Here is a 26,127-nt window from a genome sequence, read left to right as displayed (position 1 = left end):
AGGCTCACCCGTCGTGGAACAGTTCTTCCCGTTGATCCTGCTCGTCCTGGCCTTCGGCCTGCTGATCGTGCTGCCCGCCCGGCAGCGCAAGAAGATGCAGGCGAACGCGGAGGCGCTGCAGGCCTCGCTGACCGTGGGTACCCCGGTCATGCTGACCAGCGGCATCCACGGCACGGTCGCCTCGCTCGGCGAGGGCACCGTCGACCTCCAGGTCGCCCCGGGGGTCGTCATCACCGTCGCCCGCCCGGCGGTCATGGAGATCCGCCAGCCGGCGTCCGGCGTCGTCCCGCCCGAGGGGGCGACCGGCACCGACGGCGACGGCGACCCCACCGACCGCACCCGCTGAGCCGGGTCCCACGCATGGCCGCCCGCCAGCTCCCCGCCCGCCGGTACTTCGCGGCGTTCCTCGCGATCGTCGCCGCGCTGTACGCCCTGGTCTTCCTGACCGGCGACCAGCGCACCCCGCAGCTCGGGCTCGACCTGCAGGGCGGGACGACGGTGACCCTCGCCGCCCGCACGCCGGACGGGCAGGCCCCGGACCAGGAGGACCTCGAGCTCGCCCGTCAGATCATCGAGCAGCGCGTCAACGGCCTGGGCGTGGCCGAGGCCGAGGTGGTCACCGAGGGCGACAGCAACATCGTCATCTCGGTGCCGGGTGACGACGGCGAGCGGGCCCGGGAGCTCGGCGCGACCGCGCAGCTGCGGTTCCGGCCGGTCCTCGGCGGCCCGGAGGCGGCGGCCGCGACCGACCCCGCCGCCACGGACCCGGCGGCGACGGACCCCGCCACGACGGACCCCGCCGCGACCGACCCCGCCGCGACCGATCCCGCCGCCACGGACCCCGCGGCCACGGACCCGGCGGCGACCGATCCCGCCGCCACGGACCCGGCCGCCACCGACGCCGCGGCCGGCGAAGAGGCCGTCGCCGACCCGGATGCGCCGCCCGTCACCCAGGAGGAGGCGGTCGCCGAGTACGCGACGCTCACCTGTGACACCACGAGCACCGAGGTCGACCAGCCGGAGTCCTACATCGCCGCCTGCTCCGACGACGGCACCGCGAAGTTCCTGCTGGGCCCCGCCGTCATCGAGGGGACCGACGTCTCCGACGCCACGGCCGGCACCGACGTCACCACCGGCGAGTGGGTCGTCAACCTCGACTTCACCTCGGCCGGCTCCGCGGCGTGGGCGGACTACACGACCGCCAACGTCGGCAACAACGTCGCCATCACCCTGGACGGCCGGGTCGTCTCGGCGCCCACCATCAACTCCGCGATCACCGGTGGCACCACCCAGATCTCCGGCAGCTTCGACCAGGCCGCCGCCACCGAGCTGGCCAACCAGCTCCGGTACGGCGCCCTGCCGCTGACCTTCAGCCAGGCGACGGCGCAGACCATCACCACCGAGCTGGGCAGCGAGCAGCTGCGCGCCGGCCTCATCGCCGGCGCCATCGGCGTGGCGCTGGTGTTCGTCTACGCGCTGCTCTACTACCGGCTGCTCGGCCTGGTCATGATCGCCAGCCTGGTGCTGTCGGCGGTCGTGGTCTACGCCAGCCTGGTGCTCCTCAGCCGGGAGATCGGCTTCGCGCTGAGCCTCGCCGGCATCGCCGGGTTCATCGTGTCGATCGGCATCACGGCCGACTCGTTCGTCGTCTACTTCGAGCGGCTCAAGGACGAGGTGCGCGAGGGGCGCAGTCTGCGCAGTGCCACCCCCCGCGCCTGGGTGCGCGCCCGCCGGACGATCCTCTCCGCCGACGCGGTGAGCTTCCTCGCCGCGGCGATCCTGTACTGGCTGGCGATCGGTGACGTGAAGGGCTTCGCGTTCACCCTCGGCCTGTCCACGGTGCTCGACCTGATCGTCGTGTTCCTCTTCACCCATCCGCTCATGGCGGTGCTCAGCCGGGTCAAGGGCTTCGGGAGCAACCGCTTCTCCGGGCTCGGCCAGGTCGACCACAGCCGGCGCCCCGCCGGGCCGCCGCGGCGCGACCCCGAGCTGGTCGGCGCCGCCTCCGGCAGCAGCACGAACGGGAGCAACCGATGACCCCCCGCGACCGGACCGGCGCCGACGACGCCGTCCCCGAGGGCCCCACGCCGGAGGAGGCGCCGGCCCGTACCGGCTCGACCGCCTTCGGGACCCCGGCTGGACGCCCCGACGGGGCGCCGGCCGTCCCGGCCGACGAGCGGGAGGACGCACCGCTGACGGCCGGCCACGGAGCCGAGGACGACAGGGCCCACGACGACGGGCTCGCGGACGACGGGCCCGCGGACGACGGGCTCGCGGACGACCGGCTCGAGGACGACGGTGTCGCGGACGCCGAGGTGCGCGACGAGGCCGCCGACGACAGCACCGGCGACCAGGCGCTCGCCGACGCCGGGCTGCCCGCCGAGGGAACGGCCCCCGCCGCCACCCGGGCACGGCCCCGGGCGTCCCTGGCGCACCGGCTCTACAACGGCGAGGCCGGCCTGGACGTCGTCGGCAAGCGGCGCTTCTGGTTCCGGGTGACCGCCGTCGTGATGGTGCTGTGCGTCGGGCTGATGATCGTCCGGGGCTTCAACTTCGGCATCGAGTTCGCCGGCGGCAACAGCGTGCGGGTGCCGGCCGCCAGCACGGAGCTCAGCGAGGTCCGCCAGGCCGCCGAGGACGCCGGGGCCCAGGTGGCCAGCGCCCAGGTGGTCGGCGGCGACTCCGTCCTGCTGCGCACCAGCGCCCTGGACAACGAGACCGAGACCGCCGTCGTGGCCGCGGTCGCCGAGGCGGCCGGCGTCGACCCGTCCCAGGTGAGCCCGCAGTCGGTGAGCGCGGACTGGGGTGGCGACGTCACCAACCAGGCGCTCATCGCCCTGGCCGTCTTCCTGGTCGCGGTGGTGGCCTTCCTCGCGGTGCGGTTCCGGCCGACGATGGCGATCGCCGCCATCGTCGCGCTGCTGCACGACATCGTGGTCACCGCGGGCATCTACGCGCTGGTCGGGTTCGAGGTCACCCCCTCGACGGTCATCGGGCTGCTGACGATCCTGGGCTTCTCGCTGTACGACACCGTCGTGGTCTTCGACAAGGTCGACGAGAACACCAAGGACCTGGAGAAGAGCGCTCGCTCGACCTACGGCGAGGCCGCGAACCTGGCGGTCAACCAGACGCTCATGCGGTCGATCAACACCTCGGTCATCGCGCTGCTGCCGGTGGCCGGGCTGCTGTTCGTCGGCGCCGGTCTGCTCGGGGCCGGCACGCTGAAGGACCTCGCCCTGGTGCTCTTCGTCGGCCTGGCCGCGGGCACCTACAGCTCGATCTTCCTGGCCACCCCGGTGCTCGCCGAGCTGGAGGAGCGCCGGCCCGAGCAGCAGGCGCTGCGCCGGCGGGTGCTCGCCCGCCGGTCGGCCGAGGCCCGCCAGGGCGGCGCCCGGGTGGACGCCCCCGTGGCGACGGCCCGGCGGGGGAGCGGGGCCACCCGTCGGTCCGCCGTGGCGGTCGCCGAGCGGGAGGAGACCCTGCCGGGTCAGCCGATGGCCGACGTGCAGGTCGAGTCGCCGGCCTCGGTCCGCCCCAGCCCCCGGGGCGGGACCACCACGCCGCGGCCCGGTCAGCGGCCGAGCCGGCCGGGACAGCGTCCGGCGGGGCGGAAGCGGCGATGAGCACCCTCCGGGACGGCGAGCTGCCGATCGACGAGCTGGTGGCCGCCTTCTCGGTCGACGTGCCCGACTTCCCCGAGCCCGGGGTGCTGTTCCGCGACCTGACCCCGGTCTTCGCCGACCCCGGGGCGTTCCGGCGGGTGGTCGACGCGCTCACCGAGCCCGCCGACGTCGACCCGCGGGCGGCCGCGCTCGGTGCCGCCGACGGCGGGCCCGGCTTCGACGTCGTCGCCGGTGTCGAGGCGCGGGGCTTCCTGCTCGCCGCCGCCGTCGCGCTGGACGCCGGGACCGGCGTCCTCCCGGTGCGCAAGGCCGGCAAGCTGCCCCGCGAGGTCGTCGCCGCCGAGTACGCCCTGGAGTACGGGACGGCGACGCTGGAGCTGCACACCGACTCGATCCGGCCCGGCCAGCGGGTGCTGCTCGTCGACGACGTGCTGGCCACCGGGGGCACGCTGCAGGCCGCGATCGCCCTGGTGGAGCGGCTCGGCGGGGTGGTCACCGCGGTGGCCGTCGTCGTCGAGCTCATGGCGCTCGGCGGGCGGGAGCGCATCTCGCCGCACCCGGTGCACGCGCTCTGGCGGGTCTGAGTCCGACGGCACCCCACCCGGGGGTGAGCGCAGGGGGCGCGACCCGGTCGGGCGCGGCTAACATGGGCAGGGTCCACCCTCCTCAACAGTGCAGGAGCACCCGTGGCCTCTGACGTCGTCGCACCGCAGACGTCCGGCGCGCCCGCCGCCGAGGAGGCGCCGCCCCGGGTGGCGCTGCCCGAGCGGCCCGCCGTCCGCCGTCCCGACGACGTGGCCCCGGAGCCGGGTGGGGAGGCCGAGACCGTCCCCCGCCGGCGGGTCCGTGACCGGCTGGCCCGCCGGATCGTCGCCGGGCAGCGGTCGACCGGGATCCGCCCGGTGCTGGAGCCGTTGTCGGTGCTGCACCGGCAGAGCCACCCGAAGGCCGACCTCGCGCTGCTGCAGCGGGCCTACGACGTGGCCGAGGCTGCGCACGCGGAGCAGAAGCGCAAGAGCGGCGACCCCTACATCACCCACCCGCTCGCCGTTGCCACGGTGCTCGCCGGGCTGGGCATGGACACCACGACGCTGGTCGCCGCGCTGCTGCACGACACGGTCGAGGACACCGGCACCACGCTGGAGTCGATCACCGCCGACTTCGGCCCCCAGGTGGCGCACCTGGTCGACGGCGTCACCAAGATCGACAAGGTCAAGTTCGGCGACGGGGCCCAGGCCGAGACGATCCGCAAGATGATCGTCGCGATGTCCCGCGACCCCCGGGTGCTGGTCATCAAGCTCGCCGACCGGCTGCACAACATGCGCACGCTGCGCTTCCTCCCGCCGGAGAAGCAGGAGAAGAAGGCGCGCGAGACGCTGGAGATCCTGGCCCCGCTGGCCCACCGGCTGGGCATGAACACGATCAAGTGGGAGCTCGAGGACCTCGCGTTCGCCACGCTGTACCCGAAGCGGTACGACGAGATCGTGCGGCTGGTGGCCGAGCGCGCGCCGTCCCGGGACACCTACCTGGCCGAGGTCACCTCGGCGGTGACCGAGCAGCTGAAGGCGGCGAAGATCGAGGCGGCCGTCACCGGCCGGCCCAAGCACTACTACTCGATCTACCAGAAGATGATCGTCCGCGGCCGGGACTTCACCGACATCTGGGACCTCGTCGGCATCCGGATCCTGGTCGAGTCCGTCCGCGACGTCTACGCCGCGCTGGGAATCATGCACGCGCACTGGCAGCCGGTACCGGGCCGGTTCAAGGACTTCGTGGCGATGCCGAAGTTCAACATGTACCAGTCGCTGCACACGACGGTCATCGGCCCGCAGGGCAAGCCGGTCGAGCTGCAGATCCGCACCCACGACATGCACCGCACGGCGGAGTACGGGATCGCGGCGCACTGGAAGTACAAGGAGAAGGCCCGGGCCGCCGGCGGCAAGGCCGACCTGACCCCGGCGCCGGGTGCACCGGGCGACGACATGCTGTGGCTGCGTCAGCTGCTGGACTGGCAGCGCGAGGCGCAGGAGCCCGGCGAGTTCCTGGAGACGCTCCGCTACGACCTCGGTCCGCAGGAGGTCTTCGTCTTCACGCCCAAGGGCGACGTGATCAGCCTGCCGGGGGAGTCGACGCCGGTCGACTTCGCCTACGCCGTGCACACCGAGGTCGGGCACCGGTGCATCGGGGCCCGGGTCAACGGCAACCTGGTCTCCCTGGACAGCCGGCTGTCCAACGGCGACGTCGTGGAGGTCTTCACCTCCCGGTCGCCGAGCGCCGCGCCGTCGAAGGACTGGCTGACCTTCGTGGGCAGCTCGCGGGCCCGCACCAAGATCCGCCAGTGGTTCACCAAGGAGCGTCGCGAGGACGCCGTCGAGGCCGGCAAGGACGCGCTGACCAAGGCGATGCGCAAGGCCGGCCTGCCCCTGCAGCGCCTGCTGGGCGGGGAGTCCCTGGCCACCCTCGCCGCCGACCTGCACTACCCCGACGTCAGCGCGCTGTACGCCGCGGTCGGGGAGAACCAGGTCTCGGCGCACTCGCTGGTCGAGAAGCTGCTCACCGCCCTCGGCGGGTCCGAGGGCGCGACGGAGGACATCGCCGAGACGGCGATCCCGACCAAGCGGACCGTCGCCCGCACCGCCAGCGGTGACCCGGGCGTGGTCGTGCACGGGATGCACGACGTGTGGGCCAAGCTCGCCAAGTGCTGCACGCCGGTGCCCGGCGACGACATCCTGGGCTTCGTGACCCGCGGTGGCGGCGTGAGCGTGCACCGCACCGACTGCACCAACGCCGCGGACCTGCAGGCCAAGCCCGAGCGGCTGGTCGAGGTCGACTGGGCCTCCCAGCCGGGGGCGGTGTTCCTGGTGGCGATCCAGGTCGAGGCGCTGGACCGGCACCGGCTGCTCTCCGACGTCACCCGGGCGCTGGCCGACGAGCGGGTCAACATCCTCTCCGCGTCGGTGCAGACCAGCCGCGACCGGGTGGCGATCAGCCGGTTCACCTTCGAGCTCGCCGACCCGGCCCACCTGGGCTCGGTGCTGCAGACGGTGCGCAACGTCGACGGCGTCTTCGACGTGGAGCGCGTCACCGCCTAGAGGCGGCCTCGCGGGGCCCCGCCGCGAGCGTGCGAGCGGTGGGGGGCGAGGGAGTGGTCCTCCGTCAGGGGAGCCGGGTGGCGACGACGGCGTAGAGCGGGTCGCCGGGGCCCGGCGGGGTGCGCAGGGAGACCGTCGGCTCGGTGAACCGGCCGGTGCGCCGCACCAGCTCGGCGACGACGGCGCCGTGCTGCCGGTCGTCGGTGGCCAGCCAGCCGCGCACCGCCTTGGTGGGGAAGCAGCGGTCGGAGAAGGTGATCGCCAGCGGGCCGCCCGGGCGCAGCACCCGGCCCACCTCGGCCAGCACCTCGACGGGGCGGGTGAGGTAGTCGATCGAGACGCAGCAGACCGCGGCGTCGACGTCGGCGTCGGGCAGCGGCACACGGGGGTCGGCGTTCAGGTCGTGCACCAGCCGCTGCGTCGCGGCCGGGTTGGCGGCGAGCTCCTCGTCGTTCATCCCGAGCACCACCAGCTCGGCCGGCGGCGTGCGGAAGTGCGACACCCACGAGGACATCAGGTCCAGCACCCGCGTCGGCCGTCGGGCGGAGCCGTCGGGACCCGGCGCGGAGCCGTCGGGACCCGGCGCGGAGCCGTCGGGACCCGGCGCGGAGCCGTCGGGACCCGGCGCGGCGCCGTCGATGCCCAGCTCGGCGTACAGCTCACCGACGGCGGCGATCGCCCCCTCGTCGATGTGCGTGACGAGCCGGGGCCGGTCGTAGAACCCGGCGTCCGGCCCGTCGTCGCTGCGGTCGAAGAACCCCGCCGGGAAGCCGGCGTAGCGGTCGGCGTCCATCATGCCCCAGTGTGCGGGCGACCACGCGGCCCCGCGAACGGTCAGGGTGCGGCGACGGTCGCCGACTCGATGGTCACCGGCGTCGCCGGTGCGCCGTCGGAGGCACCCCCCGCAATGCCGGCGGCCGCGATGGCGTCCAGCGTGGCCAGCCCGGCCTCGTCGACCGTGCCGACGACCGTGTAGTCCGGTTGCAGCTGGCTGTCGGCGAAGACCAGGAAGAACTGGCTGGCGTCGGTGCCCTGCCCGGCGTTGGCCATGGCCAGCGTGCCGCGGGGGTAGGTCTCCGAGCCGGTGACCTGGGTCGGGAAGTCGTAGGTGGGCCCACCGGTGCCGGTGCCGCTGGGGTCGCCGCACTGCAGCACGCTCAGGCCGCCACTGGTCAGCCGGTGGCAGGGCGTGCCGTCGAAGAAGCCCTGCTGCGCCAGGTAGGCCATGCTCGCCGAGGCGCAGGGGGCGTTCGCCTGGTCCAGGGTCAGCCCGATGTCACCGGCGGAGGTGGCCAGCGTCAGGTCCGTGGTGGCGGTGGTCGGCACCTCGGCCGGCGGGATGCCGACGTCGGTGAGGGTGGCGCTGCCGGAGGTGTCCGGGACGAAGTCGCAGGTCCCGTCGCTGCCGTCCACGACCGGGGTGGTCTCGGGGGACTCCGAGGTGCTCTCCGGGGCGGCCGCGGTGTCCTCGGCGTCGTCGCCGCCCAGGCCGGTGATCAGGAACACCGCGCTGAGCACGGCGACCACGGCGAGGACGGTCACCCCGACCAGCAGGTTGCGCCGGCGCTTCTTGGCGAGCTCCTCGCGCCGCTCGAGCTGGCGCTGGAGCCGCTTCTGCGCGGCCTGACGACGCTGCTTGTTGGTCGGCACTCTTCTCGGGCTCCTCGGGCTCTGCGCGCTGCCGCCGGCGGACGCGGACCTGGGCCGCGTGCCCACACCGCGGTGGATGTCGACTGCGGAGTGTAGGTGCGTTCCCTGGCGGCTCCCTGGCAGCGCCAGCTGGGCCGATGTCGCCCGCGTAACCTGCACGGGTGCTCATCCGCTCCTTCCCCGCCGGCGCGTTCGGCACCAACTGCTACGCCGTCGCCACCGGGGCCGGGCAGGAGTGCGTCGTCGTCGACCCGGGGATGGACGCCGTCCAGCCGCTGGCCCGGATGCTGGCCGACGACGGGCTCAAGCCGGTGGCGGTCGTGCTCACCCACGGCCACCTCGACCACACCTTCTCGGTGCTGCCGGTCTGCGACGGCTACGACATCCCCGCCTACCTGCACCCCGAGGACAGCGGCATGCTGTCGGACCCGGCGCGCTGGCACGGCCCGCAGCTCGCCCCGCTGATCACCGGCGTCCGGCTCCCGGACCCGGCCGACGTCCTCCCGCTCGCCGACGGCGCGACGATCTCGCTGGCCGGCGTCGACCTCACCGTGCGGCACGCCCCGGGCCACACCCGCGGTTCCGTCGTCTTCTCCCTGGACCTCGGGGAGGCCCCGGGCCTGCTCGCCGGCGACGTGCTGTTCGCCGGTTCCGTCGGCCGGGTCGACCTGCCCGGCGGGTCCTGGCCGGACATGCTCGGCTCGCTGCGCGACGTCGTCCTGCCGCTGGACGACGAGACCGTCGTCCTCCCCGGGCACGGGCCGGCCACCACGATCGGGCGCGAGCGCGCCACCAACCCCTACCTGGCGCAAGCCGCCGGGGCACCGAAGGGACGGGGCCTGTGAGCGGGCCCCGCCCGGACCGACGAGCGAAGCGAGTGATGGCACAGTGACCGAGCCCATGCGGGCTCCCAAGGGCACGTTCGACACGCTGCCCCCGGCCTCGGCGCAGTTCCTCGCCGTCCGCGACACCCTCACCGCGCCGCTGCGGCGGGCGGGCTACGGCTACATCGAGACGCCGACGTTCGAGGACACCGCCGTCTTCTCCCGCGGGGTGGGGGAGTCCACCGACGTCGTCTCCAAGGAGATGTACACGTTCACCGACCGCGGTGGCCGGTCGCTGACGCTGCGGCCCGAGCTGACCGCCGGGCTGATGCGGTCCTTCATCGAGCACCGGCTCTACTCCGGTGCGCTGCCGGTGAAGCTGTGGGCGGTCGGCTCGGCGTTCCGCTACGAGCGCCCGCAGGCCGGCCGCTACCGGCACTTCACCCAGGTCGACTGCGAGGCCCTCGGCGTCGACGACCCGGCGCTGGACGCCGAGGTGGTGGCGCTGGCCGTGCAGGGCTTCCGCGACCTGGGGCTGCGCGACTTCGAGCTGCAGCTGACCTCGCTGGGCGACGCCACCTGCCGGCCGCAGTACCGCGAGCTGCTCGTGGCCTTCCTGGCGAAGCTGGACCTGGACGAGGACACCCGGCGCCGCGCGGAGATCAACCCGCTGCGGGTGCTGGACGACAAGCGGCCCGAGGTGCAGGCCCAGCTGGACGACGCCCCGCTGATGGTCGACCACCTGTCGGACTCGACGAAGGCCCACTACGACGCCGTCCGCGAGCACCTCACCGACCTCGGGGTCAGCTGGACCGAGGCCCCGAGGCTGGTGCGCGGGCTGGACTACTACACGAAGACGACGTTCGAGCTCGTCCACTCGGGGCTGGGCTCGCAGTCGGCGATCGGCGGCGGCGGCCGCTACGACGGGCTGTCGGCCGCGCTCGGGGGGCCCGACCTCTCCGGCATCGGCTACGCCGTCGGGGTCGACCGCACCCTGCTGGCGGTGCAGGCCGAGGGGCTGGACATCGCCACGTCGGCCGGCGTGCAGGCGTTCGTCGTCCCGCTGGGGGCGGAGGCCAAGCGGCTCGCCGTGACGCTCGTCGGGCAGCTGCGGGAGGCCGGCATCTCGGCCGACACCGTCTACGGCGACCGCGGGCTCAAGGGCGCGATGAAGGCCGCCGACCGGTCCGGTGCCTCGCACGCGGTGGTGCTCGGTGACCGGGACCTCGCCGAGGGGGTCGCCCAGCTGCGCGACCTGCGGTCGCACGAGCAGGTCGCCGTCCCCCTGGGTGAGCTGTTCGACCGGGTGCGTGCGACGGTGGGTGCGTGACAGTCACCGACGGCATCGCCGAGTCCGCCAACACCCCCCTCGAGACCCGGCCCCTGGGCCGCACCGGCGCCGACGTCTCCGTCGTCGGTCTGGGCACCTGGCAGCTGGGTGGCGACTGGGGCGACGTCACCGAGGACGACGCCGCGGCCGTCCTCGACGCCGCGCTGGACGCCGGGGTCACCCTGCTGGACACCGCCGACGTCTACGGCGACGGCCGTTCCGAGGAGCGCATCCGCAAGGCGCTGGCCGCCCGCGGCGAGCGCCCCTTCGTGGCCACCAAGGCCGGCCGCCGCGCCGACCCGTTCGTCGCCGAGACCTACACGCCCGAGAACCTGCGCGCCTGGATCGACCGGTCCCGGCGCAACCTCGGCGTCGACACCCTCGACCTGGTGCAGCTGCACTGCCCGCCCCCGGCCGTCTACTCCGACGAGCGGGTCTACGAGACCCTCGACGCGCTGGTCGAGGAGCAGGCGATCGCCGCCTACGGCGTCTCGGTCGAGACCGTCGCCGAGGGCCTGACCGCCCTGCAGCACCCGGGCGTGCAGTCGATTCAGGTGATCCTCAACGTCTTCCGGCGCAAGCCGCTGGAGCAGCTGCTGCCCGCCGCCCAGCGCGCCGAGGTCGGCATCCTCGCCCGGGTGCCGCTGGCCAGTGGCCTGCTGTCGGGCAAGTACTCCACCGACACCACCTTCGCCGCCGACGACCACCGGAACTTCAACCGCAACGGTGAGGCCTTCGACGTCGGCGAGACCTTCGCCGGGGTGCCCTTCGAGGTGGGCGTCGCCGCCGCCCGCGAGGTCGCCGAGGTCGCCGGTCCCGACGTGACCACCGCCGCGTTCGCGCTGCGCTGGGTCATCGACCAGCCCGGCGTCACGACCGTCATCCCGGGCGCGCGCAACGTGCAGCAGGCGCTGGGCAACGTCGCCGCCGCCTCGCTGCCGTCGCTCACCGCCGGCCAGCTCGCCGACCTCGAGCGGGTGTACGACGAGCGCATCCGCGCCCACGTGCACGACCGCTGGTGACCCACCGCATCCCCTGCTCTCGCACTCCCTGAGAAAGGCATCACCTTGCTCCGCACCCACGACGCCGGCACGCTCCGCGCGACCGACGCCGGTTCCACGGTCACCCTCGCCGGCTGGGTCGCCCGCCGGCGCGACCACGGCGGGGTCGTCTTCCTCGACCTGCGCGACGCCTCGGGCTACGCCCAGGTCGTCGTCCGCGAGGAGGAGGCGCACGCGCTGCGCAACGAGTACTGCGTGCTCGTGACCGGCGACGTCCAGCGGCGCCCGGCCGGCAACGAGAACCCCGAGCTGCCCACCGGGGAGATCGAGGTCGTCGCCAGCACGCTGCAGGTGCTCTCGGCGTCCGCGCCGCTGCCGTTCCCGATCGAGACGGCGCAGGCGGCCGGCGACGACGTCCGGTACGCCCACCGCTACCTGGACCTGCGCCGTCAGGGGCCGGCGTCGGTGCTGCGGCTGCGCAGCGAGGTCAACCGGATCGCCCGCGGCGTCATGGCCGGGCACGGGTTCACCGAGGTGGAGACGCCGTCGCTGACCCGCTCCACCCCCGAGGGCGCCCGCGACTTCGTCGTCCCGGTGCGGTTGCAGCCGGGCCACTGGTACGCCCTGCCGCAGTCGCCGCAGCTGTTCAAGCAGCTGCTGATGATCGGCGGCCTGGAGCGCTATTACCAGATCGCCCGCTGCTTCCGGGACGAGGACTTCCGCGCCGACCGGCAGCCGGAGTTCACCCAGCTGGACTTCGAGATGAGCTTCGTCGACCGCGACGACGTGCTCGCCGTCGCCGAGGACGTCATCCGGGCGCTGTGGCAGGAGCTGGCCTCCTACACGGTGCCGGAGATCCCGCGGATGACCTACCGCGAGGCGATGGACCGGTTCGGCTCCGACAAGCCCGACCTGCGCTTCGGCATCGAGCTGACCGAGCTGACGTCGTACTTCGCGGACACCCCGTTCCGGGTGTTCCAGGCGCCCTACGTCGGCGCGATCGTGATGCCCGGCGGTGGCTCGCAGCCGCGGCGGGCCTTTGACGCCTGGCAGGACTGGGCGCGCTCGCGCGGGCACAAGGGCCTGGCCTACGTGACCATCGCCGAGGACGGCACGCTCGGTGGCCCGGTGTCGAAGAACATCTCCGAGGCCGAGCGGGCCGGGCTGGTCGAGGCCGTGGGGGCTGAGCCGGGGGACTGCGTCTTCTTCGCCGCCGGGCCGCGTCGGGGCGCCCAGGAGCTGCTCGGGGCGGCGCGCAACGAGATCGCCAAGCGGCTGGAGCTCATCACACCGGGCTCGTGGTCGTTCCTGTTCGTCGTCGACTTCCCGATGTTCGAGGAGACCGAGGACGGCGACTGGACGTTCATGCACCACCCGTTCACCTCGCCCACGCCGGAGTGGCGGGAGCGGTTCGCCGAGGACAAGGGCGCGGCGCTGTCCGACGCCTACGACCTGGTCTGCAACGGCAACGAGCTGATGAGCGGCTCGGTCCGCATCGCCGACGCCGCGCTGCAGGAGCGGGTGTTCCAGACCCTCGGCATGACCCAGGAGGAGGCCCGGGCCCAGTTCGGCTGGTTCCTGGAGGCCTTCGACTACGGGCCCCCGCCGCACGCCGGCGCGGCCATCGGCTGGGACCGCACGGTGGCGCTGCTGGCCGGCGTCGACTCGATCCGCGAGGTCATCGCCTTCCCGAAGACCGGCGCCGGCTACGACCCGCTGACCGGCGCCCCCACGCCGATCACCGCCGCGCAGCGCAAGGAGGCCGGCATCGACGTCGACCCCGACGCCGAGCCCGCCCCCGGCGAGCCCGGAGCCCCCGGCCCCACCGACCCCACGAAGGCCTGACGCTCCGCAGCAGTCGAGTGAGCAGTTGTGGTCGCCCGGCGCGGCGTGTCCCGCCGTGTCGGCGACCACAACTGCACACTCACGCTCGGCCCGGCAGGGCGCCCCGGCTGAGCAGGGCGGCGCCGACGCGGTCGAGCACGGTCGCGCGGCGATCCAGGTGGACGGCGCCGAAGCGCAGCACCAGCCAGCCACGGCTGGCCATGAACGAGTAACGGTCGACGTCCCGACCGAACTGCCGCCACTCGGCGTGCTGACGGCCCTCGTACTCGATCGCGATCTTCCAGCGGCTGTAACCGAGGTCGCCGTGCACGACCGCGACGCCCCGGTGGTCGAACACCGGCACCTGCACCTCGGGTGCCGGCAGGTCGCTGTCCAGCAGCCAGTACCGGATCAGGCTCTCCGGGCGGGAGGCGGCCAGCGGCGTCAGCAGCGGAGCGCAGTGCCGGGCGCGCACGACGCCGCGCGTGCGTCCTGCCTGCGCGAGACGCTCTGCCAGCCGCGCCGTGCTGAGATGCCCGGCCCGGCAGAGGGCGTCCCCGATGGCCACGAGCTCGTCCGGCGCGGTGTCGGCGGCGAGGTCGAGCCAGCTCTGGGCGCCACTGGTCAGCGGCAGCCCGCGATGGGCGACCCGGTCGGCTGCCGTCAGGTCACGGACGTGCACCTGCAGCCCGCGGCGCCGGGGGCGTGGGCTGCCAGGCGCCACCACGACGTGGATCGGGCGGGCGTCGCGTACCGGTGCGCCGAGGAGCCCGGCTGCCGTGGCGTGGCTGAACGCCGCGCCGGCGGGCAGGACGGCGACGAGTGACCGGCACCGCGCGTGCACGGTCAGCGGTAGGGACCGGGAGACGTACGCCCCGCGGCTGACCCGGACGCCGTCGTCCCGCAGCTCCGCCCGGGTCAGCCCTGCTGCATCGGCGTCCTGGCGGGTGTAGATCGGCGGCAGCCCCGTGGTCATGCCGCCAGGCTCGGCCGGACATGACGGCCACCCGAGAGCCGAGCGCGATCTGTGGAGGACTCAGGAGGCTGTGGAGAACCCGGCTCCCGGCGGCGAGTGAGCAGTTGTCGTCGCCCAGCGCGGCGTGTCCCGCCGTGTCGACGACCACTACTGCGCACTCACCACCGGGCGGGTGGCGCACCCTCAGGGTGAACATGAGGGTGAGGGTCAGGCGGCGTTGAGGCGGGAGAGCTGGTCGTCGGTCAGCTGGAGGTCGGCGGCTGCGGCGGAGTCGGTGATCGACTCGGCACGGGAGGCGCCGGGGATGGGCACGACGACGTCGGCCTGGGCCAGGTGCCAGGCCAGCGTCACCTGGTACACCGAGACGCCCAGCTCGTCGGCGACGGCGGCGAACTCTGCGGCCGTGGAGCCCAGCTCCTTGGCGGCCGAGACCCCGCCGAACGGGCTCCACGGCAGGAACGCCAGCCCGTGCTGCGCGCAGTGCGCCAGCTCGCCGGCCGAGGACCGCCAGCCGGGGGAGAACTGGTTCTGCACGCTGACCAGCGCGTCGCCGACGATCGCCCGGGCCGCGTCGATCTGGCCGACGTCGGCGTTGGAGATGCCGGCCAGCTGCACCAGGCCGTCGTCCACGAGCTCGCGGAGCGCCCCCATCGACTCCTCCCACGGCGTCACCGGGTCGGGTCGGTGGAACTGGTAGAGCCCGATCGCCTCGACGCCCAGCCGGCGCAGGGAGGCCTCGCAGGCCCGGCGCAGGTACGCCGGTGACCCGTCCAGCTCCCACTCCGCGCCGCGCCGGGTGTGGCCGCCCTTGGTCGCGACCAGCACGTCGCCCGCGGAGCCGTAGGAGGCCAGCGCGCGGGCGACCAGCTCCTCGTTGTGGCCGAACTCCGCCTCGTCCCGTGAATAGGCGTCGGCGGTGTCGATCACGGTCACGCCGGCGTCCAGCGCGGCGTGCACCACGGCCTCGGCCTCCTCCGGCGAGGGGCGGGGGTCCTTGGTGGACAGGGGCATCGCCCCCAGCCCCACCGCGCTGACCGTCCGGTTGCCGATGCGTCGCTTCTGCATGGGACCGTCGTGCCCCGCAGGTAGCGTCGCAACCGTGACGTCGCTGTTCGACCCGGCTCCGGAGGACGGCCCGCCGCCGGTCGACCCGGGTGCGCCGCTGGCGGTCCGGATGCGGCCGCAGTCCCTGGACGAGGTGGTCGGCCAGCAGCACCTGCTCGGCGCGCGGGCTCCGTTGCGCCGGCTCGTGGAGGCCGACGAGCCGATGTCCCTGGTGCTCTACGGCCCGCCCGGCACCGGCAAGACGACGCTGGCGCACGTCATCTCGCTGGCCACCCAGCGCTCCTTCGTGCAGCTGTCGGCACTGGACTCCGGGGTCAAGGAGGTCCGTGCCGTCATCGCGAACGCCAAGCGGGAGCTGACCCACGCCGGCCGGCGCACCGTGCTGTTCATCGACGAGGTGCACCGCTTCTCCAAGACCCAGCAGGACTCGCTGCTCTCCGCGGTCGAGGACCGGATCGTCAGCCTGATCGCCGCCACCACCGAGAACCCGTTCTTCTCCGTGGTCAGCCCGCTGCTGTCCCGCAGCCTGGTGCTCGCGTTGCAGTCACTGGACGACGAGGACGTGCGCACCGTGCTGCGTCGGGCGCTGACCAGCGAACGCGGCCTGGACGGCGCGGTGACGCTGACCGCGGAGGCCGAGGAGCACCTGCTGCGGGTGGCCGGCGGCGACGCGCGCAAGGCGCTGACCGCGCTGGAGAGCGGCGCCGGGGCGGCCCGGGCGGCCGGCTCCGACGTCCTGGACCTCGCCACCCTGGAGACGGCGGTCGCGCAGGCCGCGGTGCGCTACGACCGCTCCGGTGACCAGCACTACGACATCGCCAGCGCGCTGATCAAGAGCATCCGGGGCAGCGACGTCGACGCCGCGCTGCACTACCTGGCCCGGATGGTGGAGGCGGGGGAGGACCCGCGCTTCATCGCCCGCCGGCTGGTGATCTCGGCGAGCGAGGACATCGGCATGGCCGACCCGACCGCGCTGCTCACCGCGGTCGCCGCCGCCGACGCGGTCGCCTTCATCGGCATGCCCGAAGGGCACTTCCCGCTGGCGCACGCCGTCGTCCACCTGGCCACCGCCCCGAAGTCCAACGCGATCACCACCGCCATGGGGGAGTCGGTCGCCGACGTGCGCGCCGGGCTGGCCGGGCCGGTGCCACCGGGGCTGCGCGACGCGCACTACGCCGGGGCGAAGAAGCTCGGGCACGGGAAGACCTACGTCTACCCGCACGCCCACCCCGACGGCGTCGTCCCGCAGCAGTACCCGCCCGACGCGCTGGTGGGCAGGGACTACTACCGGCCCACCGGGCGCGGGGTGGAGGCCCAGATCGGGGCCCGGCTGGCCAAGCTCCGGGCGATCGTCCGCCGCCGCGGCTGAGCCCGGGCGGTCGCCGTCCCGAACGTCAGCGCTCGCTGTCGGTGCCGGCGGTTAGGGTTGCCCGACCGGTGGGCCGTCACCGGCGACGTGCACGAGAAGACGAAGGGGACCCTCGAGTGTCTGCAGGAGAGTGGGCCGGGCTGATCGCAGCCGGTGCCTTGGTGCTGCTGGTGGTCCTGGTGGCGGTGCCGCTGCTCAAGCTCGGGCGCACCCTGGACGAGACGACGCTGACCATCCGCCAGGTCCGGGAGCAGAGCCAGCCGATCCTGAGCCAGGCGTCCACGACGGTCACCCACGTCAACGCCAACCTCGAGCGGGTCGACGACATCACCGGCAACGCCGCGAACGTCTCCAGCAACGTCGCCGCGCTGACCAGCGTGTTCGCCGCCACCCTGGGCAGCCCGCTGATCAAGGTCGCCGCCTTCAGCTACGGCGTGCGCAGCGCGGCCCGCAAGAAGCGCGAGGGGCAGGCCGTCGCTGACGCCGCCGCCCGGGACAAGGCCGAGCGGCGGGCTCGCCGCGGCGCCCGGCGGGCCGCCTGATGCGCCGGCTGTTCTGGCTGGCCATGGGCATCACCATCGGTGCGCTCGTCGTCCGCAAGCTGTCGCAGACCGCGGAGAAGCTGACCCCGCAGAGCCTGGCCGCCAACCTCGCCGACGGGCTGCGCGACCTGGCCGAGGCGATCGGTGACTTCGGCGCCGACGTCCGCGCCGCCGCCGCGGTGCGGGAGGACGAGCTGCGTGCCGGCACGGGCCTCGACGCCCCGCTGCCGGAGAGCGGCGCTGCCGACCTGCCTGCCGCCCTGCCCCGCCGTGGCGGGGCACACGCCGCGGACAGCTGAACCACCTCCCCCCGGGCGCCTGCGCCCACCCCGCGCTGAAGGACCGAGACCACCCGCATGCAGACCGCCGAGATCCGCCGCCGCTTCCTGGAGCACTTCGAGCAGCGGGGGCACACCGTCGTCCCGAGCGCCTCGCTGGTGTCGCCGGACCCCTCGCTGCTGTTCACGGTGGCCGGGATGGTGCCGTTCATCCCGTACCTCACCGGCCGTGAGCCGGCGCCGTACCCGCGCGCCACCAGCGTGCAGAAGTGCGTGCGCACCCTCGACATCGAGGAGGTGGGCAAGACCACCCGGCACGGCACGTTCTTCCAGATGAACGGCAACTTCTCCTTCGGCGACTACTTCAAGGCCGAGGCGATCCAGTTCGCCTGGGAGCTGGTGACGGGCAAGGTCGAGGACGGCGGCCTGGGGCTGGAGGCCGAGCGGATCTGGCCCACGGTCTACCTGGACGACGACGAGGCGTTCGACGCCTGGCGGGCCTACGTCCCGGCCGAGCGCATCCAGCGACGCGGCAAGGACGACAACTACTGGTCCACCGGCGCGGCCGGCCCGGCCGGGCCCTGCTCGGAGATCCACTACGACCGCGGGCCGGCCTACGGCCCCGAGGGCGGGCCGGAGTCCGATCCCACCGGTGACCGGTACCTGGAGATCTGGAACCTGGTCTTCATGCAGTTCGAGCGGGGCCCGGGGGAGGGCAAGGAGTTCCCGATCCTCGGTGAGCTGCCGAAGAAGAACATCGACACCGGCATGGGCCTGGAGCGGGTGGCCTTCCTGCTCCAGGGCGTCGACAACATGTACGAGATCGACCAGGTCGCGCCCGTGCTGCACCGGGCCGCCGAGCTCGCCGGCGTGCGGTACGGCGCCGACCACGAGGCCGACGTGCGGCTGCGGGTCGTCGCCGACCACGTGCGCAGCGGCCTGATGCTCATCGGCGACGGCGTGACGCCGGGCAACGAGGGGCGGGGCTACATCCTGCGCCGGCTGCTCCGCCGCGCCGTCCGGTCGATGAAGCTGCTCGGGGTCGAGGAGGCGTCGCTGCCGGAGCTGCTGCCGGTCTCCCGCGACGCGATGAGCCCCAGCTACCCCGAGCTGGCCACCGACTTCGCCCGCATCTCGGGGATCGCCTATGCCGAGGAGGAGGCGTTCCGGCGCACCCTCACCGCCGGCACGGCGCTGTTCGACACCGCCGTCGGCCAGGCGCGGAAGGCCGGCACCCCCGCGCTGTCGGGGGAGCAGGCCTTCTCGCTGCACGACACCTACGGCTTCCCGATCGACGTGACCCTGGAGATGGCCGCCGAGCAGGGCGTGACCGTCGACGAGGACGGCTTCCGTGCCCTGATGAAGGAGCAGCGGGACCGGGCCCGCGCGGACGCCCGCGCCAAGCGCACCGGCGCGGTCGACGTGCTGGCCTACCGGCGACTGCTGGGCGAGCACGGGCCCACCGACTGGCGCGCCTACGACACCCTGCGCACCGACTCCCGCGTGCTCGGGGTGGTCGACGAGGAGGACACCGACGGCGAGCCGGTCGTCGGGCCGGGCTCGGTCACCCGGGTCGTGCTGGACCGGACGCCCTTCTACGCCGAGTCCGGTGGCCAGGTCGCCGATGCCGGCGAGCTGACCTGGGACGGCGGCCGGGCCGAGGTCATCGACGTCCAGCGCCCGGTCAAGGGCCTGGTCGCCCACCAGGTGCGGGTGCTGGAGGGGGAGCTGCGGGCCGGCACCGAGCTCACCGCCCAGGTCGACCGCGAGTGGCGGCTCTCCGCCTGCCAGGCGCACTCCGGCACGCACGTGGTGCACGCCGCGCTGCGCCAGGTGCTGGGCCCGCAGGCGCTGCAGTCCGGGTCCTACAACCGGCCGGGCTACCTGCGACTGGACTTCGCCTGGCAGGGCGCGCTGTCCGCGCAGCAGCGGATCGACGTCGAGGACGTCGCCAACGCCGCCGTCCGGGCCGACCACGGGGTCCGCGCGCTGTACATGACGCTGCCCGAGGCGCGGGAGTTCGGCGCCCTGGCGCTGTTCGGCGAGACCTACGGCGAGCAGGTGCGGGTCGTGGAGATCGGCGGCGAGTGGTCCCGGGAGCTCTGCGGTGGCACCCACGTGCACGGCAGCGCGCAGATCGGCACCCTCGCGCTGACCGGGGAGAGCTCGGTCGGCTCTGGGGCCCGCCGGGTCGAGGCCGCGGTGGGCCTGGAGGGCTTCCGGTACCTGGCGCGGGAGCGCGATCTCGTCCGTCAGCTCGCAGACCTGCTCAAGACCCCGCAGGACGGCATCGCCGACCGGGTGAGCGGGATGCTGGAGCGGCTGCGCGAGGCCGACAAGGAGCTCGCCGACCTGCGCGCCCGGCAGACCCTGGCGGCCGCCGGGGACCTGGCTGCCGGCGCCCGCGACCTCGGCGGGGTGGCCGTCGTGACCGGCGCGCCGGCCGGGCTGTCCGGTGGCGACCTGCGCGGCCTCGCCCTGGACGTCCGCGGTCGGCTCGGTGAACGGGCGGCGGCGGTGTTGCTCGCCTCGGCCGCGGACGGCAAGGTGGCACTGGTGGCCGCCGTCAACCCGGCGGCGCAGCAGCAGGGCCTGTCGGCGAACGACCTGCTGCGGGCTGCGGCGCCGGCGGTGGGCGGTCGCGGTGGTGGCAAGGCCGACGTGGCGCAGGGTGGCGGTACCGACCCCTCCGGCATCCCTGCCGCCCTGGCGGCCGTCGAGCAGATGATCGGAGCGGCCACGACGTGAGCGAGGCGTCCGACGGGTTCGGCACCGGGCCCGTGGAGGAGCGGACCAGGCGGGCCGGTCGCCCGCCGGTGCCGGCCGCCGCGCGAGCGGACACCGCCACGCCGCCCAGGGACGGCGCCGCCCCGGACGGCGCTGTGCAGGACGGTGCCGTGCGTGAGGGCGTTGTGCAGGACGGCGCTGTGCAGGACGGCGCTGTGCAGGACGGCGCCGGGCAGAACGGCGCCGGGCGTGAGGGAGCCATGCAGGACGGCGCCGTGCAGGACGGCGCCGCGGGCGACGGTGCTGTGCGTGACGGTGCTGTGCAGGACGGTGGGCACGACGGCCGGCACCGCACCGAGCGGGTGCCCTTCCCGGTCCCCGGGCCCGGTGGGCCACCCGCCGGGCCGCCGGTCACCGTCCAGCAGCCTGCCGCCCGGCCGCCGGAGACCGGTCGGCTCGAGCTCGGCGGTTACCCGCCGCGGGTGCCCCGGGCTGCCCGCCCCCACCCCGCAGCCGTGCCGCGGCACGAGGGCGCCCGCGATGGCGACTGAGGGAACCGGGCCGGCCTGGGTGCCCGGCCGTCGACTCGGGGTCGACGTCGGGACCGTCCGCGTCGGGCTCGCGCTGTCCGACGCCACCGGCATGCTGGCCAGCCCGCTGGAGACGGTCCGGCGCGCGAAGGACGAGCGGGACCTGGACCACCTCGCTGAGCTGGTTGTGACACACGAGGTGGTCGAGGTGGTTGTGGGATTGCCAAAGCACCTGTCCGGAGCGTCGGGCGCGTCGGCAAGAGATGCCAGTGCATACGCTGAAGCCCTGGCCAGTCGCATCGGGAACGTCCCGGTGCACCTCGTCGACGAGAGGCTCTCCACCGTGACCGCAGCGAGTCACCTGCGCGCCGGCGGCATCGATGCCCGCCGCCAGCGCTCGGTGATCGACCAGGCGGCGGCCGTGGTGATCCTGCAGAGCCATCTCGACGAGCGACGACGCACTGGCCCCGACCTCAGGGGGCGCCACTCGTGACGGGCCCGATCCAGCCGCCTCCGGGCGGCCGCCACTCCGACGCCGATGCCGGGCGCCCGGCAGCCGACTTCCTGGCCGCCTGGGCGGGCGCTGCGACCCTGCAGCTGCCCGACGACCCCGCCGACGCCACGCTCCGCCCGCGCCGACGCCGCCGGTACGCCCCGGACACCGGTGCCGGGATCCGCGCGGTGGGCGGTGGTGTCGACGTCGCCGACGTGGAGATCACCGGGCTCGCCGCCTCCGGCATCGCCGACGCCGGTCTCGCGGCCGCCGGCCTCGACGTGAGCGCCTTCGACCTCGCTCGGCGCAGCGCGGCCCCCTCGGCTGCGGCGGCTCCCCGGGGCCCGGTCGGGGCCGTCCCCGGCGCACGCGCCCGGGAGGTCGCCGTCCCGCGGACCACCGAGATGCCGGCCGCACCGCCGGCCGTCCCGGCCCTCGGCGGAGCGGCGCACGGCACCGGTCCGGCCGCCGGCCGGCGCGTCCCGACCCCCCGGCCGCCCACCGAACCCAGCACCGCCGACCACGTCCGGGCGGACCGGTTCGCCGACGCCGGGACCGACCCTGGTTGGCTGTCGGCAGCCAACCGTCCCGTTCCCGGGCCGGTTGGACCGTCGTCGGTCCCGACGAGCGGGCCCTCCGGTGCGCTGGCCGGGCTCGTCACCGGGGAGCGCGGCGCCGAGGTGCACACCGCATCTCGGGACACGCCTGTCGATGAGCCGGCGACCGTGGTGCACGCCGCACTGACCGTCGACGGCCCCGACCCGGACGAGGAGGGCTGGCGGATGGTCTCCGAACGAGACGGGCGCGACGAGGGCGACCTCGACCCCGATCATCACGACCCCCACGACGACGGTCCCTTCGCCCCGGACGCCTCCGCGGCCCCGCAGACCGGCGGCCTCGACGTCGTCGGCGGCGGTGACCACGACGAGCACCACGACGAGTACTACGACGACCACGACGGACACGACGACGGCGGGGTCGGCGGCGGTCGCCGCGGGCGCGGTGGACGCCGCCGGCGCCGGGGCCCGGTGGTCGTCGGCCTGTCCCTGGTCGTCCTGGCCGCGCTGATCGCGGGGATCGTCGTCGGTGGCAAGGCCCTCTGGAACCAGGTGAACCCGGTGGCCGAGGACTACACCGGCACCGGCACCGGCGAGGTCGACGTCCGGGTCGAGCCCGGCGACTCGCTGCGGGCCATCGGCAACACGCTGGTCGAGGCCGACGTCATCGCCTCGGTGGCGCCGTTCACCGAGGCGGCCGAGGCCAACCCGGCCGCGACCGGCATCCAGCCCGGCGTCTACCGCCTGCGCCAGCAGATGTCCGGGCAGGCCGCCCTCGACCTGCTGCTGGACCCGGCGTCCCGCCAGGTCACCCGGGTCACTCTCCCCGAGGGCCTGCGCGTCACCCAGGTGCTGCAGCGACTGGCCGACGAGACCGGTCTGCCGCTCGCCGAGCTGGAGGCGGCGGCCGCCGACCCCGCGCAGCTGGGGCTGCCCGCCTACGCCAACGGCCTGCTGGAGGGCTTCCTCTTCCCGGCCACCTACGACATCGAGCCCGGCGAGACCGCGGTCGAGGTGCTCAGCGAGATGGTGGCGCGCACCGACCAGGTGCTCACCGAGCTGCAGATCCCGGTGGAGCAGCGGCTCACGGTGCTGACCAAGGCCAGCCTGGTGCAGGCCGAGGCCGGCTCGATCGAGGACATGGGCAAGGTCGCCCGGGTGCTGGAGAACCGGCTGGCCGACGGCATGCCGCTGCAGCTGGACACCACGGTGAACTACGCCAACGACAAGGCCGGGATCACCACCAGCGCCGAGGACCGCGCCAACCCCTCCCTCTACAACACCTACGTCCACCCGGGCCTGCCGCCCGGCGCCATCAACAACCCCGGTGAGGAGGCGCTGCGCGCGGTGCTGGCCCCCACCCCGGGCGACTGGCGCTTCTTCGTGGTGGTCGACCCCGACACCGGGGAGACCCGCTTCGCCGCCACCGGCGCCGAGCACCAGCAGAACGTGCTGCTGTTCCAGCAGTGGCTGCGGGACAACCCGGGCAATTGACACCCGGTCGCACCCCGGTCCGGCCGGCATGAGGGCAGCTGTCCTCGGCCGGCCGGTCGGGCACTCCCTGTCGCCGTTGCTCCACCGGGCGGCCTACGCCGCGCTCGGCCTGGACGACTGGCGCTACGACGCCCTGGACGTGGGAGCCGAGGAGCTGCCGGTGCTGCTGGCCGGCCTCGGGCCCGAGTGGCGCGGCTTCTCGGTGACCATGCCCTGCAAGCAGGCCGCGGTGGCGGTGGCCGATGAGGTCGACCAGCTGCCGCGCCTGCTGGGCGCCGCGAACACCCTGCTGCGCACCGAGGCCGGGTGGCGGGCGGAGAACACCGACGTCGCCGGCGTGGGCATGGCCCTCCAGCTGGGCGGTGTCGAGCAGGTCGAGCACGCCGCCGTCCTCGGGGCCGGCGGGACGGCGGCCGCCGCGGCCACCGCGCTCGCCTCCCTCGGCGCCCAGCACGTGGACGTCGTCGTCCGGGAGCCGGCGCGGGCCGGTGACCTGCTCCGCGTGCTCGCTGCCCTCGGGGTGAGCGCCGACGTCCAGCGGCTGGACCGCACCGGCACGCTCACCGCGCCGGTGGTGGTCAGCACGGTCCCGGTCTCCGGCCAGGAGGCCGTCGCCGAGCTCACCTGGTCACGCGGGCAGACGGTGCTCGACGTGCTCTACGCCGGCTGGCCGACGCCGCTGGCCCAGCGCGTGGACGCCGCGGGCGGCCGGACCATCAGCGGCCTGGAGGTGCTCTTCTGGCAGGCCACCGCCCAGGTCGAGCTGATGACCGGCCGGCCGGCGCCGATCGAGGCCATGCGCGCCGCGCTGGACGCCTGACCGCACCCCGGTGACCGCGGTGCTCACCGTCGCCGCCGCCGTCCTCGGCCTGCTGCTCGGCCCGTGGCTGGCCACCATCACGGTCCGGCTGGCCGAACGCGACCGGGCGGCGCGTCCGTCGTCCCGGCGGGTGGTGGTCACCGCGGTCGCCGGCGCGGCGGCGCTCGCCGCTGCGCCCGCGCTCGCCGGGCCGCGGCCGGCCACCGTCGCCCTGGCCTGGTTCGGCGCGGCGGCCGTGGTGCTGGCCGGGGTCGACGTCGCGCGGCACCGGCTGCCCGACCGGGTCGTCCTCCCGGCGGCTGCCGTCGTCGCCCTCGCGTTGTCGGTGGACGCCGCCGTGCTGGGCACCTGGCCCGCGCTCGGCCGCGCCGTCGCCGCCGCAGCGGTCGCCTGGGGGCTGGGCACCGTCGCCCGGCTGGTCCAGCCCGGCGGGTTCGGGGGCGGCGACGTGAAGCTGCTCGGCCTGCTCGGTCTGCTGCTGGGCTGGGTGGGGTGGAGCGTGCTGGCGGCGGGGGTGCTGGCCGGGTTCGTCCTCGGGGCCCTCGGCGCGCTGCTGCTCGTCGCCCTGGGGCGGGCCGGGTGGCGCACGGCCGTGGCGTTCGGTCCGCCGCTGCTGGGCGGCGCCTACGTCGCGCTGGCGCTGGCGGCGCCCCTGCCGTGAGCCCGCACTCCGGGAGCCCGTCCACGGCCCGCGGCGGAGGGGGGCGGAGGGCGTTCTTCTAGGATCGCGGGCATGTTGCGCTGGTTGACCGCAGGTGAGTCGCACGGTCAACAGCTCACCGCCATCCTGGAGGGGCTGCCCGCCGGGGTGCGGGTGCAGACGGCCGACCTCGACGCCCAGCTCTCCCGCCGCCGTCTCGGCCACGGCCGCAGCGCGCGGATGAGCTTCGAGGAGGACGTCGTCACCCTCACCGGCGGCGTCCGGCACGGGGTGACCCAGGGCGGCCCGATCGCCGTCCAGGTCGGCAACACCGAGTGGCCGAAGTGGCAGAGCGTCATGGCCGCCGACCCGGTCGACCCCGAGGTGCTCGAGGGGCAGGCGCGCAACGCCCCGCTCACCCGCCCCCGGCCCGGCCACGCCGACCTCGCGGGCATGCAGAAGTACGGCTTCGACGACGTCCGCCCGGTGCTGGAGCGGGCCAGCGCCCGGGAGACCGCCGCCCGCGTGGCGCTGGGCACCGTGGCGCAGGCGTTCCTGCACCAGGTGCTCGGGGTGCGGGTGGTCAGCCACGTGGTGGGCATCGGCCCGGTCACCGTCCCCGAGGGCGTGCTGCCCGGCCCGGAGGACAACCCCCGGCTGGACGAGGACCCGGTGCGCTGCGCCGACCCGGCCACCAGCGCCCGGATGACCGCCGAGATCGACGACGCCCGCCGGTCCGGCGACACCCTGGGCGGGGTCATCGAGGTCGTCGTCCACGGCCTGCCGCCGGGCCTGGGCAGCCACGTGCACTGGGACCGCCGGCTGGACTCCCGGCTGGCCGGTGCCCTGATGGGCGTGCAGTCGGTCAAGGCGGTCGAGGTCGGTGACGGGCTGGAGACCGCACGCCGGCGCGGCTCGGTCGCCCACGACGAGATCGACGTGGACGACTCCGCAGACGGACGACGCAGCCTCTCCCGGCGCACCGACCGGGCCGGCGGCATCGAGGGCGGCATGACCAACGGCGAGGTGCTGCGCGTGCGCGCCGCGATGAAGCCGATCAGCACCGTCCCTCGCGCCCTGGCCACGATCGACACCGCCACCGGCGAGGCCGCGGTTGCGATCAACCAGCGCAGCGACGCCTGCGCGGTGCCGCGCGGCAGCGTGGTGATGGAGGCCATGGTCTCCCTCGTGCTGGCCGACGCGGTGCTGGAGAAGTTCGGCGGTGACTCGGTGGCGGAGACCCGGCGGAACGTGCAGGGCTACCTCGACGCGCTGCCCTACCGATGAGCGGC

At 74.6% G+C, this 26,127-nt stretch carries 23 protein-coding genes; 19 read left to right on the top strand and 4 right to left on the bottom strand.

The window, feature by feature from the left end; genetic code table 11:
- Positions 1-13: 13 nt before the first annotated feature.
- From yajC to FB380_RS19865, 5 genes are all read left to right on the top strand, one after another.
- Positions 14-346, top strand: coding sequence for a preprotein translocase subunit YajC (yajC, locus tag FB380_RS19885; protein WP_166757005.1), 333 nt, complete (start codon positions 14-16; stop codon positions 344-346).
- A gap of 14 nt (positions 347-360) precedes the next feature.
- Positions 361-2,037 carry a protein translocase subunit SecD gene (secD, locus tag FB380_RS19880; RefSeq protein WP_166757004.1) on the top strand — a complete coding sequence of 559 codons (1,677 nt, stop codon included), beginning with the start codon at positions 361-363 and terminating at the stop codon, positions 2,035-2,037.
- The gene (gene secF, locus FB380_RS19875; RefSeq protein ID WP_229682169.1) at positions 2,034-3,623 is read left to right on the top strand and encodes a protein translocase subunit SecF; all 1,590 of its coding nucleotides are present in this window, start codon (positions 2,034-2,036) and stop codon (positions 3,621-3,623) included. The genes secD and secF overlap by 4 nt, the downstream gene beginning before the upstream one ends.
- On the top strand, positions 3,620-4,207 hold the full coding sequence (locus tag FB380_RS19870) for an adenine phosphoribosyltransferase (RefSeq protein WP_166757269.1): 588 nt from the start codon (positions 3,620-3,622) through the stop codon (positions 4,205-4,207). The genes secF and FB380_RS19870 overlap by 4 nt, the downstream gene beginning before the upstream one ends.
- 102 nt (positions 4,208-4,309) lie before the next feature.
- The gene (locus FB380_RS19865) at positions 4,310-6,715 is read left to right on the top strand and encodes a RelA/SpoT family protein (RefSeq protein ID WP_166757003.1); all 2,406 of its coding nucleotides are present in this window, start codon (positions 4,310-4,312) and stop codon (positions 6,713-6,715) included.
- Positions 6,716-6,779: 64 nt separating this feature from the next.
- Here FB380_RS19865 and FB380_RS19860 read toward each other — a convergent pair whose 3' ends face one another.
- Entirely contained in the window at positions 6,780-7,508 is a 729-nt protein-coding gene (locus FB380_RS19860; protein WP_166757002.1) for a class I SAM-dependent methyltransferase, read from the bottom strand.
- Between the two features lie 41 nt (positions 7,509-7,549).
- Positions 7,550-8,365 (bottom strand): peptidylprolyl isomerase, encoded by an 816-nt coding sequence (locus FB380_RS26090; protein ID WP_166757001.1) that lies wholly within the window; start codon positions 8,363-8,365, stop codon positions 7,550-7,552.
- Between the two features lie 161 nt (positions 8,366-8,526).
- Between FB380_RS26090 and FB380_RS19850 the strand changes: the two genes are divergently transcribed.
- From FB380_RS19850 to aspS, 4 genes are read left to right on the top strand one after another with little or no spacing between them, the layout of a single operon-like run.
- On the top strand, positions 8,527-9,210 hold the full coding sequence (locus tag FB380_RS19850) for an MBL fold metallo-hydrolase (RefSeq protein ID WP_166757000.1): 684 nt from the start codon (positions 8,527-8,529) through the stop codon (positions 9,208-9,210).
- Between the two features lie 55 nt (positions 9,211-9,265).
- Complete coding sequence (gene hisS, locus FB380_RS19845) at positions 9,266-10,519, top strand: histidine--tRNA ligase (RefSeq protein WP_166756999.1); 1,254 nt, start codon at positions 9,266-9,268, stop codon at positions 10,517-10,519.
- Complete coding sequence (locus FB380_RS19840) at positions 10,516-11,541, top strand: aldo/keto reductase (protein ID WP_229682168.1); 1,026 nt, start codon at positions 10,516-10,518, stop codon at positions 11,539-11,541. Before hisS ends, FB380_RS19840 begins: the two co-directional genes overlap by 4 nt.
- A gap of 45 nt (positions 11,542-11,586) precedes the next feature.
- The gene (gene aspS / locus FB380_RS19835; protein WP_166756998.1) at positions 11,587-13,365 is read left to right on the top strand and encodes an aspartate--tRNA ligase; all 1,779 of its coding nucleotides are present in this window, start codon (positions 11,587-11,589) and stop codon (positions 13,363-13,365) included.
- A gap of 79 nt (positions 13,366-13,444) precedes the next feature.
- Here the strand turns inward: aspS and FB380_RS19830 are convergent, their stop codons facing one another.
- Both FB380_RS19830 and FB380_RS19825 read right to left on the bottom strand, forming a co-directional pair.
- Positions 13,445-14,320, bottom strand: a complete 876-nt coding sequence (locus FB380_RS19830) for a DUF559 domain-containing protein (RefSeq protein ID WP_229682167.1) — start codon at positions 14,318-14,320, stop codon at positions 13,445-13,447.
- 207 nt (positions 14,321-14,527) lie between these two features.
- Positions 14,528-15,385, bottom strand: coding sequence for an aldo/keto reductase (locus FB380_RS19825; RefSeq protein WP_166756997.1), 858 nt, complete (start codon positions 15,383-15,385; stop codon positions 14,528-14,530).
- A gap of 34 nt (positions 15,386-15,419) precedes the next feature.
- Between FB380_RS19825 and FB380_RS19820 the strand changes: the two genes are divergently transcribed.
- The 10 genes from FB380_RS19820 (at position 15,420) to aroC (ending at position 26,122) form a co-directional block, all read left to right on the top strand.
- Positions 15,420-16,754, top strand: a complete 1,335-nt coding sequence (locus FB380_RS19820; RefSeq protein WP_166756996.1) for a replication-associated recombination protein A — start codon at positions 15,420-15,422, stop codon at positions 16,752-16,754.
- Positions 16,755-16,870: 116 nt separating this feature from the next.
- Positions 16,871-17,296 (top strand): DUF948 domain-containing protein, encoded by a 426-nt coding sequence (locus FB380_RS19815; protein WP_166756995.1) that lies wholly within the window; start codon positions 16,871-16,873, stop codon positions 17,294-17,296.
- On the top strand, positions 17,296-17,595 hold the full coding sequence (locus tag FB380_RS19810) for a hypothetical protein (RefSeq protein ID WP_166756994.1): 300 nt from the start codon (positions 17,296-17,298) through the stop codon (positions 17,593-17,595). The genes FB380_RS19815 and FB380_RS19810 overlap by 1 nt, the downstream gene beginning before the upstream one ends.
- Positions 17,596-17,652: 57 nt before the next feature.
- A complete protein-coding gene (gene alaS, locus FB380_RS19805; RefSeq protein WP_166756993.1) occupies positions 17,653-20,322 on the top strand; it encodes an alanine--tRNA ligase in 2,670 nt (889 codons plus the stop codon).
- Between the two features lie 149 nt (positions 20,323-20,471).
- Positions 20,472-20,852: a hypothetical protein gene (locus tag FB380_RS19800; protein ID WP_166756992.1), complete on the top strand. Its 381-nt coding sequence runs from the start codon at positions 20,472-20,474 to the stop codon at positions 20,850-20,852.
- Positions 20,842-21,324, top strand: coding sequence for a Holliday junction resolvase RuvX (gene ruvX, locus FB380_RS19795; protein WP_166756991.1), 483 nt, complete (start codon positions 20,842-20,844; stop codon positions 21,322-21,324). Before FB380_RS19800 ends, ruvX begins: the two co-directional genes overlap by 11 nt.
- Positions 21,321-23,375 (top strand): endolytic transglycosylase MltG, encoded by a 2,055-nt coding sequence (gene mltG, locus FB380_RS24205; protein WP_166756990.1) that lies wholly within the window; start codon positions 21,321-21,323, stop codon positions 23,373-23,375. Before ruvX ends, mltG begins: the two co-directional genes overlap by 4 nt.
- Before the next feature lie 28 nt (positions 23,376-23,403).
- Positions 23,404-24,195: a shikimate dehydrogenase gene (locus FB380_RS19785; protein WP_166756989.1), complete on the top strand. Its 792-nt coding sequence runs from the start codon at positions 23,404-23,406 to the stop codon at positions 24,193-24,195.
- 10 nt (positions 24,196-24,205) lie between these two features.
- Positions 24,206-24,856, top strand: a complete 651-nt coding sequence (locus FB380_RS19780) for a prepilin peptidase (RefSeq protein ID WP_166756988.1) — start codon at positions 24,206-24,208, stop codon at positions 24,854-24,856.
- Positions 24,857-24,928: 72 nt separating this feature from the next.
- Positions 24,929-26,122: a chorismate synthase gene (gene aroC / locus FB380_RS19775; protein WP_166756987.1), complete on the top strand. Its 1,194-nt coding sequence runs from the start codon at positions 24,929-24,931 to the stop codon at positions 26,120-26,122.
- The last annotated feature ends 5 nt before the right edge of the window (positions 26,123-26,127 follow it).

The sequence above is a fragment of the Modestobacter marinus genome, from assembly GCF_011758655.1.
Classification (GTDB): domain Bacteria; phylum Actinomycetota; class Actinomycetes; order Mycobacteriales; family Geodermatophilaceae; genus Modestobacter; species Modestobacter marinus.
This window is presented reverse-complemented; position numbering and strand designations above follow the sequence as displayed.